Below are 15,607 nucleotides of genomic sequence, written 5' to 3' on the forward strand. Positions count from 1 at the left end.
GTCGTAGGCCTTGCTCATAGTTACTTCGCCGTTCAGTCCGGCTGGTTCATGTTCGGAGCGGAACTGTGGACACCCATGATTGTGGTCATGGTCCTTTATACCGCTTTATACTCCGTATTCGGATTTCTTTCCGTGAAGCATTATAAGAAAGTCATTCGCCGAGCGCTTTGATAGACAATCTATCTACCTTTTTAAACATCCATAACCGCTACATGCCTCAACTTCTCAGGATTCACAACCAAATAGACAGCCGCAACCTGACCATCTTCAATATGGAAAGTCATCACATTGTTCGGCTGTCTGTCCTGATAGGATACAATACCCAATTGTCCATTTACTGTCATCAACTCAAAACTAAAGCCACTCGGAACTTTGGACAGTACCCCTAATAAAAACATCGCAATACGTTCTGCTCCCTCGATAGGCCGTATAGCCGCTTTAACCTTGCCCCCACCGTCCGAGTATAGTACAGCTTCTGTTTTGACGATGCTCAGCAATTGAGCCATATTGCCGGAAGTTAAGGCATTTACGAATTGTTCCACGATAGCGTTAGCCTGATCCTCCACTGGCTGCTTATGCCTTACGTTCCCTAAATTTTCGTCATCTTGGCTGGCAAATGCACTGATCGAACTTTTGGCTCTGCGGAAAATTTGACGGCAGTTCACACTGCTTTTATCAACTATTTCAGCAATCTCTTCATATTCGTATTGCAACACTTCCCTTAATAGGAAAACCACCCTCTCTACCCAGGAAAGCTGCTGCAGCAGCAATAGGTAAGCAGTGGATAGGGACTCCTTTTGCGTATAAAAAAGTTCTGGCACATCGCCATGATTCTCCGTCGCCACAAATGKTTCCGGCAGCCATGGGCCTACATAGACCTCACGTATTTTGCTCGCGGAACGCAGCTTGTCGATGCAGCGATTGGTCACCATTTTACATAGATAAGCTTTAGGATTCTGGATGCCTTGAGGTTTCCTCTCATTCATATATAGAAAAGTTTCTTGGACGATATCCTCGGCATCCATCACACTTCCCAGCATGCGATAAGCTAATGTGAACAAAAGCGGTTTATATGCCGTATACATCTGCTCGGCATCCCCAGCAGTTTCCATAGCTCTCACCTCCCACTCATTTCCATTTTACGCCATGATGCTGCTCTTTAAAATAGCGGTCGCAGCTCGCTTGGCACTTGCTGCTGAAGCATCGGCGAGCATTTCGCCGTGCGTGACCCAATCTCCGGCCACGTAGAGTCCGCGAACTCCCTCAACTGCTGGCCCTGTGAATCGGCTCGACCTTCCTCGATGCAGCGTGTCGTGGACAACGGTGATATTCGGCAGGAACTGACGTGCCACTACCTCATCTTCCCAACCTGGATGAAGGGTATTCATCGCTGCGGTGAGCAGGCTCTCGTCAGCCTTCGGATCACTCTCCCCTGGACCGTTATACTTCACCAAATGCACAACCAAGGTTCCATTGTCGCTTAATTGGGTGTTTAGGGTATGGTGAGAGAAGAAAATCGGTTGATCGAGGCCCATAGCAACGTCTCGCCCGCCTTCGGGTAATTTCCTCAACCCCAGATCCAAGCATGCGGCCATGGACGGACGCGCCTGATCCTTCCACTGCTTGAGCAAGGTCCGGTCAGCCGCATCACTTGCCAACTTATAAGTCTCTGCTGGAGAGGCGGTGCTGATGACATTAGCTGCATGGATATGCTCGCCCTCGGCAAGCTTAAGTTTTTGAACCCTACCGTTTTCAATGATGATTTCTTTTACATCTTTCCCGCTGACGATTTGCACACCCGCTTGGATGGCTTTGTCTCTTAGCTGATCCACAATTGTTTGCCAGCCTCCATGCAGGTAAAGGACTCCTTTCAAAGCTCGCTGCACCTGAGCCAGTGCGGCACCCGCCAGCAGAAAGTCGGAATCCTGCGCGTAGGTAGCTGTTCGGCATAGCGAGTAAAAGACATGACGGACCATAGGGTCCGAAATCTCCGCCTCCGCCCAGTCTCTCAGACTCATGTCAGGGATGCGGCTTGCGTCCATTATGGCAAGCTTCATCACGAGCAACATGAGCTGCATTTTACCCGACAACGTCAACAGCTTCGAAGTCAGCATACTGCCCAGACTTGCGGGCATGGGAACGATACGGTTGTTCCACATCGCCTTAATCTTGGATGAAGGACTTCCCCCCTCTATGCGGATTCCCAGCTCCGTCAAAATCGCGTACGCTTGCCCTGCACGGTATAACGCATGCCCGCCCAGATTAAAAAAGGCGCCATTTCTCTTATTCGTCATCGCCCGGCCTCCCAAGCGTGCTGCTCTTTCAAGTATAATCACCGTTTGCCCGCCTCTAGCTAATTCGATAGCTGAGATTAGGCCGGCCAAACCACCGCCAATTACAGCAGTATCGTATTGTTTGAACTCGAATTTATGCAACTCCGTCATGCTCCATCGCCTCCGTTTTGTCTTTTCATTACATATGGCGAATGAGGCTCGTGTTTTGTGACAGTGGGGTGCGGAGTCGGGGGCGTGCAGATTAGCGGTAGTTTTTCCATCTATACTTGCTGAAACAGCTGAATGGATCGTTTCTTGGGAGCTGCGCAGTTGAGCAGAAGGATTACTTTACAATAACGCCGATTACTCCTGCTGTTTGCAGCAATTCTTCCACTTCTTGGCCAAGTAACTGGATTTTCTACCGTTAATTTTCACACATCTAGCGAGTTTCGCCCAGCTATCTACGATTTAGCTGGAGCTTCTACCGCTATTTCGTTTCCTGCCATTGAACCGTGCAGATTAGCGGTAGTTTTTCCATCTATACTTGCTGATACAGCTGAATGGATCGTTTCTTGGGAGCATCAAAGTTGTGGTGGAGGTGAAGACGGTATCAATAGGATGGCAAGGCTTCTACTGTAGAGGTCCCAGCGCAAAAAAAACCTCCAACCCGCATAAGCAGAGTTGGAGGCCCAAGCCAAATTATTCTACGATCCCGCACCGCGGTACCGTTTCACGCCAATATTCCAAACCGTGATGCCAATAAAGCAGAACACCACGCCCATAACCGGCGTCAGTAGCGCGAACCACTTCCAGTTCGCCGGATCGATGAAATACGCCGCAGGATAAAAGCCAACGAACGCAAATGGCAAAATCCACGTCAGTATGCTGCGAAGCAGCTTATTGTAAATCGTAGCCGGATAACGCCCATAGTTCTGAATGTTCCAAATCAGCGGCAGAATGCCCGTAGGCGCATCAGAGTAGAAACCAAGCGCCGTCAGCGAGATGTACACGCCAGCATAGATCAGGATGGAGCCCACTACCATCAGGATGAAAACGAGCGGATCATGCCAATGGAAAGGAATTTCCAGCTTCACCCAAGAATAGATCATTACAATCAGCCCCGCCAAAGCGCTAAAGAGTGAAGAGGGACTGAGATTCTCCAGCATCAGCTGCCATAAGTTGTAAGCCGGACGGGTCAGGATGCGATCCATTTCCCCTTTAACAATATATCGTTCACTGAAGCCCCACAGATTAAAAAAAGTGATGAATATGCCATACGGGATCATAAAATAGCCGTAAATGAACAAAATTTGTTCTTGATTCCAGCCGCCGAGCGATTGCGTTTGCAAAAAAACGACGAGAATGAAGAATAAGTTGAGCCCATTGAACATCAAATCGGAAATCACATCAATCCAGAAGTCGGATCGGTAGGTGAGGCGGGTTTTCATGTAATTTTTCAGATACTCAGCAACCAGGGAGAGATAGAACTTCATATGTTAACCCCCCTGTACGAATAAACGCGTTTTGGATTTGACCCATAGAACAACCATGGGAATGAGCAGCAGCACGAACCATAGAACCTGTACGCCTAGATTTTGAAAAACAGCTGAACCTGCAATTTTCCCAGTGAACACTGCACTCGGCAAGTACGTAATGGCTTGAAACGGCAGCCACTCTAGAATTGATTTGGACCATCCCGGGAAAAAGGAAATCGGAATAATCAATCCTGAAAACAAGTCGACCGCAACGCGCTTCATGCGCATTAGTCCCTCGTTACTTTCCAGGAAGAAAGCAAACAAACCAGTGATGATATTAAGCTGCGTATTGATCAAGAAACTGAAAAACAGCATAACAAAGTAGATCACCCATAAGCTTGGATCGCTTGGAAATTTAATCGGCAGCAGCAGCCAAATGAAAATCATGCCCGGCACGGTGAAGAGCAGCAAGCGGAAGACGCCTTCTCCGAGTCCCTGCATCATTTTCACAAATACATAATTGTACGGCCGAATGAATTGGATCGCCACACTACCATCACGAATTTCATTGGCAATTTCCCGGTCCAGGTTATTGAAGTAAAACGCGCGACCCATCCACGAAACCGCGACATACGTTGTCATTTGGCCCAGTGTCAGTCCGCCGATCATCTCTTGTCCGCCATAAATGGCTTTATAAACAAAATAATAGGACCCAATGTTAAGAGCATAGATCAAAATGCCGCTGTAGTAATTCACCCGATAAGCAAGCATCATCAGAAATCGCATGCGAATAACTTCCAGATACGCACTAAGCATGTGTGAAAGCTCCCTCTGGCTGCTTGGCTTCCTCTGGACGTTTCACATCAGCTGAACCTGCTTTATATATTTCTCGTACGATGTCATCTGTGTTCGTTTCGTTGATTTTGATATCTTGAATTTGCACAACGCCGACCACTCGGCTTAGCACTTCAGATACGTTCGCACGCTCGTAAGGGATGAACACCTTGGCGGACAATTCGTTCTCAAGCTGCCACGCCACATCCAGACCCCTCGTCAGCTCTTGCAGACGCGGCAATGTAATCGGATGCTCGAACTGGAGCACCACTTCTTTGCCTTTGCCCCACTTGACTTTCAGCTCTTCCAGACCGCCATCATAAATAATACGGCCGTCATCGAGCATAATAACACGCGAGCAAAGTGCCTCAATGTCCTGCAAATCATGCGTAGTCAGCAGGATCGTTGTTTCGTAGCGTTGATTGAGTGATTTCAAAAATTCACGAATTTCCGTTTTCACGACGATATCCAAACCGATCGTTGGTTCGTCTAAGAAGAGAATCGCCGGATTATGAATCAGCGAAGCGGCAAGCTCACAGCGCATCCGCTGCCCCAGACTCAATTTACGGACAGGTCGTGATAGTAAATCAGATAATTGCAAGCGGTCGACAAGTTCGTCGAGGCGCTTTTTGTAGTCGGCTTCGGAGACACGGTATACTTTTTTCAACAATTGAAAGGATTCTACAACACCGATATCCCACCACAGCTGGCTGCGTTGGCCGAACACGACACCGATTCCAGCTACGAACTTCTCGCGCTCTTTAAATGGAACGAAACCATTGACCTTAATGTGTCCGGAGGTCGGTACAAGGATGCCGGTCAGCATCTTGATTGTGGTTGATTTGCCGGCGCCATTTTCACCGATATATCCGCAAATTTCGCCCTTTGGAATTTGAAAGCTAATGTCCTTCACAGCTGTAATATGCTTGTACTCTATAACGGCAAAATTCGCCGTAACTTGCTATCGAAGTTTCGTAGCATCTATAATATGGATCATAAAGATAAAATGTACAACAACTGCACCAAACTCATGATACATGAATTCTGTAAGAAAAAAAAGTACAGATTATCCCTACCTTAGAAAGGAGCGCAGAACCATGAGAATTATTAAACGAACCTTGCTCCTGATCGGCTTACTCCTGATAGTGGTGGCTGGTTATTATTCCTATTCCTTTTATCATTTTGCGCAAAATATATCCAACAAACCGGATGCGCCGAAAGGCAGCACACCCCTTATTGCCCAATCGGTTAAGGACAAGGGAGACAAATACACGCCGCCGAAATGGGAAGGCAAGAATCGGGTGAATATTTTGCTCCTAGGCGGGGATTCCCGCGGTATGGTGAAGAATGAGCTGCCCCGGTCCGACAGTATCATGCTCGCATCGATTGATCCAGTAACCAAGAAGGCTCACCTCTTCTCGATCCTTCGTGATACATATGTGAAAATTCCCGGCGAAGGTGAAGACCGTATCAACACAGCGATTACGACGGGCGGTCCGAATTTAGCCATGAAAACCGTCAGTGATTTGCTCGGTATTCCGGTACAGTATTATGTTTATACCGATTTCAAAGGGTTCATTGCTCTAATTGATGCCGTTGGCGGAATTGAAATCGACGTCGAAAAGGATATGAAATATTCCGATTCAGAAGATGACCATGTGTATGATATTAATTTAAAAAAAGGGCTTCAGCATCTCGATGGCAAAACAGCCCTGCAGTATGTGCGTTTCCGGCACGATGCTTTATCGGATTTCTCACGTACAGAACGCCAGCGGAAGTTCCTGACGGCAGTTGCCGAGAAAATGCAAACTACGTCATCTCTCATTAAATTGCCAAAAATTTTGAATGCAATGGATCCTTACATTGATACGAATCTAAGTGTGACGGATATGCTGAAGCTCTCTACCTTAGGTTTTGAAGCCAAAGCAGATGGCATCGTCTCCTCTCAGCTTCCGCCGAGCGAACTCCTCGTCGAGAAAAACGTCCGGGGAGCTGCAGTAATTACAACAAACAAAGATAAGTTGCAGCAATATGTGAAGGATTTATTTGCTGGCAAAGCTGACGCAGACACAGGTCCAACGAAACCATCACCATCACCTACACCGAAGACTTCCGTGAAAACAACGGCGAAGTAAGCAAGCGAGTAAGAATAATGGCTGATTGAGCAGCTGAAGGCTTCTGTAAAAATAACGGCAGTGTAAGCGACTGAAATTAACATGCCTCTACTTGGTACAGGGCCTATCGCCCTTCAAGTAGAGGCTTTTTATGAGATGATTAATGACATAAATAATTATCTACTCAACGTACTAGCTCGCAGCGGCCAGGATCAGCAGTAGTGCGAATTAATTAACGCCAACTAGCGTCAGCCCGCATCCGTCCGTAACGGACTCCCATGCTGCTATTTGCGTTTTTTCGGGCGTTAGCAATCACTAGCGGACACCAGAGCCGTTATTAGCCCCAATTCAGGTAAAAACAATACCGGAAACAATAATTAACGGCACCTCGGTCCGTTATTTCCGCTATTCTTGCGAAATAGTGGAACTAAGGGCTTCTGAGTCCGCTGCTGTATAAAACAAACAAAACAAAACAATACATACTACGAATAAAGGAATGATATCTACTTATGGAACGCAAAAACTCCGAGCAATTATATCAAGAAGCATTAAAGCACATCGTGGGCGGGGTCAACTCCCCTTCCCGCTCATTCAAAGCCGTCGGCGGCGGCGCCCCCGTCTTCATGAAGCGTGCGCAAGGCGCACACTTCTGGGATGTAGACGGCAATCGCTTCATTGACTACCTCGCCGCCTATGGCCCTATCATTACCGGTCACGCGCATCCGCACGTGACCGAAGCGATTTGCCGCGCCGCACAGAACGGCACGCTGTACGGCACCCCAACCGAACTCGAGATCGAGTTCGCGCGAATGCTGAAGTCCGCGATTCCCTCGCTGGACAAAGTGCGCTTCGTCAACTCCGGCACCGAGGCCGTGATGACGACGATCCGCGTGGCGCGCGCCTTCACGGGGCGCACCAAAATCATTAAGTTTGCCGGGTGCTACCACGGCCACTCTGATCTAGTGCTTGTGGCGGCCGGCTCCGGGCCGTCCACGCTCGGCACGCCGGACAGCGCCGGCGTGCCTGCAAGCATCGCGCAAGAGGTCATCACCGTGCCGTTCAACGACATTCCGGCACTGGAAGCGGCGCTCGCGCGATGGAGCGAAGAGATTGCCGCGGTGATGGTGGAGCCCATCGTCGGCAACTTCGGCATGGTTATGCCCCATGCCGGCTACCTCGAGCAGCTCTGCGCAGCTGCTCGCAAATACGGGGCCCTCGTCATCTACGACGAGGTCATCACAGCGTTCCGCTTCCATTATGGAGCGGCACAGACCTACTCCGGCCTCCCTCTCGTGGAGGGAGGCACAGCCGAGGCGGCGGCGCGTTTCGCCGCCGTCGAGCCAGACCTTACGGCCCTAGGCAAAGTGATCGGCGGCGGACTGCCGATCGGGGCCTATGGGGGCCGCAAGGCCGTGATGGAGCAGGTCGCTCCGCTCGGACCTGCGTATCAAGCCGGCACGATGGCGGGGAATCCCGCCTCCATCTCGGCCGGCATCGCCTGCTTGGAGGTGCTCCAGCAGGCAGATGTTTACGCCAAGCTCGAGCAGCTTGGCGCGACGCTTGCAGGCGGCATCGTGGAATCCGCCGCGAGACATGGCATCGCCTTGACGCTGAACCGTATTGGCGGCGCGTTCTCAACCCACTTCTGCGATCATCCTGTCACCAACTATGACGAAGCGCAGGATACCGACGGCGAACGCTTCGCAGACTTCTTCCGGCTCATGCTGGAGCAAGGGATCAACCTCGCTCCTTCCAAATATGAAGCATGGTTCACTACCATTGCCCACACCGAAGAAGACATCGCCCAGACGCTGGATGCGGTGGATCATGCCTTCAAAATCATGAAAACAAGATAAGATTAAATTTTTTCAAAAATACACACAATTAAAGTGATGACGTATAAAAAAACATCAAATCATGCCCTATCGCACAAGGAATTTTCTGTTACCTATTCCGACGGACATGCCCCAGAAACGAACTATGATCCTATTAGGTTCATAGTTCGTTCGTATTTTAAGAGGAAGCCAAGCATTAAAAAAATTACCTTTATTCACCATTATACAAAAAAGGTAACGCTTACATTTTTGTTTTCGCTCTGCAACTATTGTCGGATGAACATTTTCGTGCTATTCTAAGATTACTTTTACCCTTTTAACGAAAAGTCTTGTTTTCGCAGTATTTTCCTAGAAAGTTAGGGCATGATTTACAAATTCACGTTCGTTTTTTGTATGCGATGCCTTACTTTATGACGGGTCGATTCTTGACTGATTTCAAGGGAGCCATTTCCTCGAAATTGGCATGCTATTCAGTTAAATTGCATTTTTATTCAAAATCTCGCATATTTCGTTTTTGATCGCTTTCTGGTCATCCATTGAAAATGCTAAGAGTTGCGGGCTCATTAATGCCAAAATGCAAGAAATGTAGTGAATGAGGAGTTAAATATATAGGGGAGGTGACGGTCAGGCGACTGACCTGAGCAATGAATGAAATTATGCGTAATGAAGGCCGTTTTCAAGATCTACTAGGAACCGAACACGACAGCTGCGGTATTATTTGTATTATTGAAAAGAACGGTCATCCTACCCGTGAAAACATCCAAAAAACGATTGATGCCCTTGTAAAAATGGAACATCGCTCAGGATTTATTAACGGCGAAGGCGATGGTTGCGGTATTTTAACTGACATTCCACGCGCTCTTTGGGAAAAGAAATTAACAGACGCGGGACTAGACGGCAAACTTGCTTATGATAACCGTTTTTCTGTTGGACACATCTTTGTACCACGCAAACTTGACCTGACCGTTACCGAGATTCAGAATGGCATCCGTGAGCTATTTGCTTCCCACGATGTGTCCATCATTCTCGAGCAAGAAAACCAAGTAGATAGCAATGTTCTTGGTCCTAACGGATTGAACGATGAGCCTACATTCTGGCAAATCGCTGCAATCAGCAACAAAACAGAAGGCCAAGTGGCTGATCACCTTTTTGAACTGCATATTGCGATTGAAGATCGTTACAACGTTCACGTTGCAACACTAAGCAATGTAACTTCAGCTTACAAAGTGTTAGGCGCAGCAAGCATTCTTCCGAAATATTTTAACGATACACGTGATCCACTTTTCGCTTCCCAAGTTACCATCGGTCACAACCGTTATTCCACAAACACACTGTCCAGCTTCTTCCGCGTTCAACCGTTCTCCCTACTCGGGCACAATGGCGAAATTAACACAGTTAAGAAACTTCGTCTTGAAGCAGATATGGTTGGCGTTCCACTCGTTAGCGGCGGATCTGACTCCCAAGACATGAATAGAACGATTGAAACCTTCATTCACCGTTTTGGACTATCACTTTTCGAAGCCATGGAAATGGTTTTCCCTCCTATTATTAATGAAATGAAACAATTCCGTCCTGAACTTCAAGATCTGTATGTTTACTACCGTCAAGTTTGGGGCCACTTCGCTCAAGGTCCTGCAGGTATCGTTTCTCGTTACGGCAACGAATGTATTTTCAGCGTGGATGCGCTTGGCTTACGTCCTGTTTGGATGGTTGAGAGCGAAACTTCCTTGTACTTCTCCTCCGAGCAAGGCGTTATCACGGTTGGTGAAATGGTTGCTGATCCGAAGCCTATCGCACCAGGTGAGAAAGTCGGCGTTGTGTTGACACCGGGTGAACATGTTCAAGTCATTCCTTACCATGAAGTACAGACTCTTGTGTATGAACGCGCAAGTAAACGTCTGAATATTGGCGGTCTTCGCAAATATCTGAATCCTTTGAAAACAGACACACAAGCCGAGCTTAACGAAAACATTGTTGCAACGGATCAATTGTACAGTGCATTTGGTTGGGATCGCGACGGTATTTCTTATATCGAAACGATGTCCGAAACAGGCGCCGAGCCAATCCGCTCCTTGGGTCACGATTCCCCTCACGCAGCTATTGCTTGGGAACGCCAAAACGTGCCTGACTTCATTAAAGAGAGCGTTGCGGTTGTTACGAACCCAGCGATTGACCGTGACCGTGAAATGGAGCATTTCTCGACTCGTGTTATTGCAGGTTCACGTACGCCAGTATACTCCCAGGTTGATGGTAACCTGCGCCTTGAGCTTCTAACTCCGCTTGTACTTGAAGGTACGAACGGTGTAGACAGCGAAGAGCATCTGTCCCAGCCTTCCTTCGAGCAATTGGTTGCTCTGTTCCGTGCACAAGGTGACAATGCTGTTGCCGTGCTTTCCGCGACTTTTGCAAGAGAAACTTCTCTTGGCGCTGGTTTGGATGCATTGGCCGCTGACGCTATTGCTGCTGCTCGCGCTGGTGCTGCGCTTATCATCCTTGATGATTCAGAAGCTCACCAAAACGATCGTTTATGGCTTGAGCCTCACTTAGTCGTTTCCAAAATCGATATCGCACTACGCGCAGAAAAACTTACTTTCGGCGACAACCTGCGCCGTCACGTTACATTGGTTCTTCGTTCTGCAGCCATTCGCAACTTGCATGATATCGCAGTCGCTTGTGGTGTTGGAGCAGACGTTATTTCACCTTACTTGTTGTTCTCAACTGCTTCCGATAAAGAAGGCAACGCGTCAGCAGCACGTAAAGTATACGCAGCTCTTACCAAAGGTCTGGAGAAAGTCATCTCCACGATCGGTACGCATGAACTTCGCGGTTATACACGTTTCTTCTCCTCCATAGGCTTCCATCCGGAAGTGGCTGAGGTGCTTGATATCGTGAACTACCTGGGTAGTGAGAAAGCTGGAACTGGCTTTGCACAACTCGAAGAAGCAGCTGAAGCTCGTTACAACGATTTCACCAATCCGAAAGCCAAAGCAGCGAAAAACTTCCGTTTCTTCCAACGTATGTGGAAAGCGCTCGGCGATGCGGCTTCAGGAGCTGCTTCTTACGACGACTACCGCGACAAACTGCGTGAAGAAGAGAAGAAGAACCCAATCTCCATTCGTCACATTGCTGGATTCAATGTGGAGAAAGCACTAGGAGAAGGTCGCAAAGCGCTTGATCCATCGAAGGTTGATATCTCCATTGGCGGTCATTCCTTGCCGATGCTGATTTCCTCCATGTCCTTCGGTTCACAGAACGAAACAGCTTTCCGTGCCTACGCTGAAGCCGGCGAACGCCTGAACATGGTAACCATGAACGGCGAGGGCGGAGAAATTAAAGATATGCTCGGACGCTACAAAAAAACGCGCGGTGCACAAGTGGCATCCGGTCGTTTCGGAGTTAACGTTGAACTAGCTAACGCGGTTGCATTCCTTGAGATCAAAATTGGTCAAGGTGCTAAACCGGGTGAAGGTGGTCACTTACCAGGCTCCAAAGTTACAGCAAAAATCGCTGCAGCTCGTAACGCAACAATCGGCTCTGACCTGATCTCCCCTTCGAATAACCATGATATTTATTCGATCGAGGATTTGGCTCAAATCATTTCCGAGTTGAAAGAAGCTAGCGGTCGCAAAGCGAAAATCATCGTGAAAATCCCAGTCGTACCAGGTATCGGTACAATTGCCGTGGGTGTTGCCAAAGCAGGCGCTGACGTTATTACGCTTTCCGGTTTTGACGGAGGTACAGGCGCGGCTCGTATCCACTCCTTGACACACGTTGGTCTTCCTACTGAGATTGGAACTAAGCTTGCCCACGTGGCTTTGATTGAAGCAGGACTTCGTCACCGCGTTGAGCTCTGGTCCGATGGCGGTCTGAAATCAGGCGCTGACGTTGTTAAAATGGTTATGCTCGGTGCAAACCGTGCAGGTTTCGGTAGTATCGCAATGCAATCGATCGGTTGTACAACATGCCGCGGCTGTCACTTAGACACTTGCCACGTTGGTATCGCAACGCAAATCGATTCCTTGGAAGAAGCAGAAGAAAAAGGTCTTCGTCGTTTCGTGCCTCGTCAATTTGACGTTGCTGTTGACAGCTTGGTTCGTTTATTCGGCGGTATTGGCGAAGAAGTACGTGAAGTTGTTGCTTCCCTTGGATTCACTAGCTTGCAAGACCTAGTAGGCCGTTCTGACCTACTTGAGCAAATCAGCCACTTGGATCGCATTGATCTGTCTGACATTCTTCGCGCTGCTCCACTTCAGTTCGTTTCTGATGCTGAAAGAGCTATGGAAGAAGCAGCAGTATCCTCTGATATCCGTATCGCGGCTGGTGCAGAAGGTCTGGAATTCTTCCCTGAATCCTTGGCGTTCGACGCTCCAATCGTTCGCAACTGGTCCAAAGTGGATGCAGAGTCCCGTATTCTCGGAACTCGTTATTCCAGCCATCGCGTAAGAGACCGTTTCGACGGCAGCTACGATGAACTGCCAGCTATCGCTCTGAATCTCATTGACGGATCTGTTCCAGGTAACGGCTTAGGTGCATTCAATGCCCGCGGCGTTGACATTACTGTACATGGTGGTGCCGAGGATGGTCTTGGTAAAATGGCGTTCGGTGGTAAAGTAGCTATCGTGAAATCACTTGGCAAAAACAACACGTTCATCAACGGTAGCGTTGGTAAATCATTTGGTTACGGCGCACAAAAAGGCTTGTTCTTGATTCAAGGCAGCGCAGATACACGTGCTTGTATCCGTTTCTCCGGTGCAGACGTTGTATTCGGCGGCGAAATCACGACACCTCTACGAGATGAGCTCGGCGGACTTGCCGCTCGTGCGAACCTCAAAGGTTTTGCGTTCGAATACATGACAAACGGCCGTGCCGTTGTTATGGGCGATCCAGGTCCATGGATTTGTGCAGGTATGACAGGTGGAGTTATCTACCAACGTCTTGTACCAGAAATGGGTCTAGACCAAGCAGCTATCGAACGTCGTATTGCCAAAGGCGCAAAAGTTAAAATTGAAACAATCGGCGTACAAAGCATCAAAGATCTTACTGAGTTGCTCACAGCTTACCGCACAGAGCTTGCTAACTCCGGTCAAACGGATGCAGCAGTCAAAATCGACGGTCTGCTAAGCAATCTTGAAACTAGCTTCATCCGTATCTCCCCGGTCAACATGCAAGCTGACCAATCCGTTGCTACGGAATAGATAGAATAGATACATGAAAGCTCCACAGGACCTTCAAGGTCTTGTGGAGCTTTTTTTATGCAGTGGCGAGAATACCAGGGATGCCCTGAATAAAAGAACCGCGCAAATCACACGTTATTAGGGCAACACCCATCCGCATACCATAGGAGGTTTTTTGCTATGAGCCAATCGAAACGCCGCGAAGAAGCTGCATGGAAAAGCCGCAAACAAGCTAGACATCCACATGGTAAGGTGAAGTCTCTGGCCGAATTCGCCAGTGAGTACGACGCGGGACGTAACAAGTAACGCAAGAACCCTCTCCAATGTCAGAAGAGGGACCAACTCAAAGCAACCCAATGATCGCGCATCCTAGGATGGATACGTGGCCGCTGGGTTCTTTGAGTTTGCGGTGACTATTGGCACTATCCCTTTCGCTCAGGTAAGAGTTCTCCATTTCTTTCTGTAGCTATCCCACCTGCTCAACACTCAATCTGAAGTGCAACTATGGGCACTATCCCTTTCGCTCAGGTAAGAGCTCGCCATTTCTTTCTGTAGCTATCCCACCAACTCAACACTCAATCTGAAGTGCAACTATGGACACTATCCCTCACGCTCAGGTATGAGCTCGCCATTTCTTTCTGTAGCTATCCCACCTGCTCAACACTCAATCTGAAGTGCAACTATGGACACTATCCCTTTCACTCAGAAGCTTCTGAACAGCGTTCCCAGACACGATCGCAGTTGTTAACCACGATAATAATCTCCTGACTCTTGGGGATAGTGCCGATAGTATCTTCCGTCCTAACTAAGACCATCCTTGGTGGTGTCCGAAAGCACATAAGTATCCTGCGGCTGACTCGTGATGAAATGACACGAGTCCCCAAGCGCGAAAATACTTAACTCGTGCATAGCCCGCGTGCAAGCCGTGTAAAACAGCTTGCGCTCATTCTCATGGCCGTATTGATGATGGGAACCATCATAAATGAGCACGGCATCGAATTCGACCCCCTTCGCCAGATACGAAGGGATGACGAGCACGCCCGACTCGAAGGTCGGGCTGTGTTTGGTGACACGCCCCAGCGGTGCTTGCAGCAGGGGCGTAAGGGCTTGATGCGCGAGCTCAGCCTCGCTCGCGGTTTTGGTAATGATCGCGATGGAGGCATAGCCTTCATCCTGCAGCCGCGCTACTTCGGCTGCCAGCAGGCTATGCAGCGATCCGCGATCGCTGGTCTGGATCACCCGCGGCTTGCTGCCAGCGCGGGTGAAGGGCTCTATGGCATCGCCGCCAGGCACGATGCCGCGGGTGAACTCCACGATCTCGCGCGTGGAGCGATAGCTGCGGAACAAACGGATGACTTCCGTTTGTTCCGGCCCGTACAGAGCGGCGATCGGATCGATTTCGCTGTACGCGGAAGCGTGCGAATAGATCGCCTGGCTCAGATCGCCGAGCGCCGTCATGCGGCAGCGCGGGAAGAGCCGTTTCAGATAAGCCAGCTGAAACGGAGAATAGTCCTGCGCTTCGTCGATAATGACGTGGCGCACGGCACCGTTCGTCTGGAAGCCATAGACAGCTTCCATCAGATACAGGAAAGGCGTGGCGTCCTCGTACGGCAGCCTGGCTTGCGCCAGCTCCTCCAGCGTTCGCCCGCAGATTTCAGACCAATAGCGTGGTTTCTCTGCTATCAGCTCCCTTTCATCCCCGGCTGCCCCCTCCCTGTTTTCAAACAACTGCCCATAGAGACCAATCATATCAACGAATTTAAGCAGCCTAACTGCGCTTCGAACAGACTTTAAATGCTCTTTCATGACGGTTCGAGCGAGCATATGCCTTTCTTGCTCATAATCATCGAAAGATGAATCAAGTCCCACTTCCATTTTGCGCAGCTTGATGTAGGCACGATG

General features: G+C 49.0%; 10 protein-coding genes and 1 pseudogene. 5 read left to right on the forward strand and 6 right to left on the reverse strand.

Features of this window, described 5'->3' with window-relative positions; translation table 11 throughout:
- Positions 1-171: hypothetical protein (locus tag AC1DUA_RS09100; RefSeq protein ID WP_477499435.1), on the forward strand; the 171-nt coding region annotated here is incomplete at its 5' end.
- 20 nt (positions 172-191) lie between these two features.
- On the opposite strand, the gene AC1DUA_RS09105 is transcribed toward AC1DUA_RS09100, so the two are convergent.
- The 5 genes and pseudogenes from AC1DUA_RS09105 to AC1DUA_RS09125 all read right to left on the reverse strand — a co-directional run.
- Positions 192-1,112, reverse strand: a complete 921-nt coding sequence (locus AC1DUA_RS09105) for an RNA polymerase sigma-70 factor (RefSeq protein WP_477499427.1) — start codon at positions 1,110-1,112, stop codon at positions 192-194.
- A gap of 27 nt (positions 1,113-1,139) precedes the next feature.
- The gene (locus AC1DUA_RS09110; protein WP_477499428.1) at positions 1,140-2,444 is read right to left on the reverse strand and encodes a phytoene desaturase family protein; all 1,305 of its coding nucleotides are present in this window, start codon (positions 2,442-2,444) and stop codon (positions 1,140-1,142) included.
- Between the two features lie 533 nt (positions 2,445-2,977).
- Positions 2,978-3,766, reverse strand: a complete 789-nt coding sequence (locus AC1DUA_RS09115) for an ABC transporter permease (protein ID WP_477499429.1) — start codon at positions 3,764-3,766, stop codon at positions 2,978-2,980.
- A gap of 3 nt (positions 3,767-3,769) precedes the next feature.
- Complete coding sequence (locus AC1DUA_RS09120) at positions 3,770-4,564, reverse strand: ABC transporter permease (protein ID WP_477499430.1); 795 nt, start codon at positions 4,562-4,564, stop codon at positions 3,770-3,772.
- A pseudogene (locus AC1DUA_RS09125) lies at positions 4,557-5,516 on the reverse strand (ABC transporter ATP-binding protein); the annotation flags it as partial. The pseudogene AC1DUA_RS09125 and the gene AC1DUA_RS09120, both read right to left, overlap by 8 nt.
- Before the next feature lie 163 nt (positions 5,517-5,679).
- On the opposite strand from AC1DUA_RS09125, the gene AC1DUA_RS09130 reads away from it, so the two are divergent.
- From AC1DUA_RS09130 to AC1DUA_RS09145, 4 genes are all read left to right on the forward strand, one after another.
- Complete coding sequence (locus AC1DUA_RS09130; RefSeq protein ID WP_477499431.1) at positions 5,680-6,717, forward strand: LCP family protein; 1,038 nt, start codon at positions 5,680-5,682, stop codon at positions 6,715-6,717.
- 488 nt (positions 6,718-7,205) lie between these two features.
- Positions 7,206-8,552, forward strand: a complete 1,347-nt coding sequence (locus tag AC1DUA_RS09135; protein WP_477499432.1) for a glutamate-1-semialdehyde 2,1-aminomutase — start codon at positions 7,206-7,208, stop codon at positions 8,550-8,552.
- Between the two features lie 623 nt (positions 8,553-9,175).
- On the forward strand, positions 9,176-13,726 hold the full coding sequence (locus AC1DUA_RS09140; protein ID WP_477499433.1) for a glutamate synthase-related protein: 4,551 nt from the start codon (positions 9,176-9,178) through the stop codon (positions 13,724-13,726).
- A gap of 159 nt (positions 13,727-13,885) precedes the next feature.
- A complete protein-coding gene (locus AC1DUA_RS09145) occupies positions 13,886-14,011 on the forward strand; it encodes a DUF6254 family protein (RefSeq protein WP_235959360.1) in 126 nt (41 codons plus the stop codon).
- 495 nt (positions 14,012-14,506) lie between these two features.
- Here the strand turns inward: AC1DUA_RS09145 and helD are convergent.
- A partial coding sequence (gene helD / locus AC1DUA_RS09150; RefSeq protein WP_477499434.1) for an RNA polymerase recycling motor HelD occupies positions 14,507-15,607 on the reverse strand: 1,101 nt, incomplete at its 5' end.

The organism is Paenibacillus sp. 01T422 (genome assembly GCF_056398785.1).

Bases quoted from the DNA above. Each gene is read 5' to 3' on its own strand.
- AC1DUA_RS09110 (WP_477499428.1), bottom strand. From the start codon at position 2,444: ATGACGGAGTTGCATAAATTCGAGTTCAAACAATACGATACTGCTGTA.
- AC1DUA_RS09115 (WP_477499429.1), bottom strand. From the start codon at position 3,766: ATGAAGTTCTATCTCTCCCTGGTTGCTGAGTATCTGAAAAATTACATG.
- AC1DUA_RS09120 (WP_477499430.1), bottom strand. From the start codon at position 4,564: ATGCTTAGTGCGTATCTGGAAGTTATTCGCATGCGATTTCTGATGATG.
- AC1DUA_RS09130 (WP_477499431.1), top strand. From the start codon at position 5,680: ATGAGAATTATTAAACGAACCTTGCTCCTGATCGGCTTACTCCTGATA.
- AC1DUA_RS09135 (WP_477499432.1), top strand. From the start codon at position 7,206: ATGGAACGCAAAAACTCCGAGCAATTATATCAAGAAGCATTAAAGCAC.
- AC1DUA_RS09140 (WP_477499433.1), top strand. From the start codon at position 9,176: ATGAATGAAATTATGCGTAATGAAGGCCGTTTTCAAGATCTACTAGGA.
- AC1DUA_RS09145 (WP_235959360.1), top strand. From the start codon at position 13,886: ATGAGCCAATCGAAACGCCGCGAAGAAGCTGCATGGAAAAGCCGCAAA.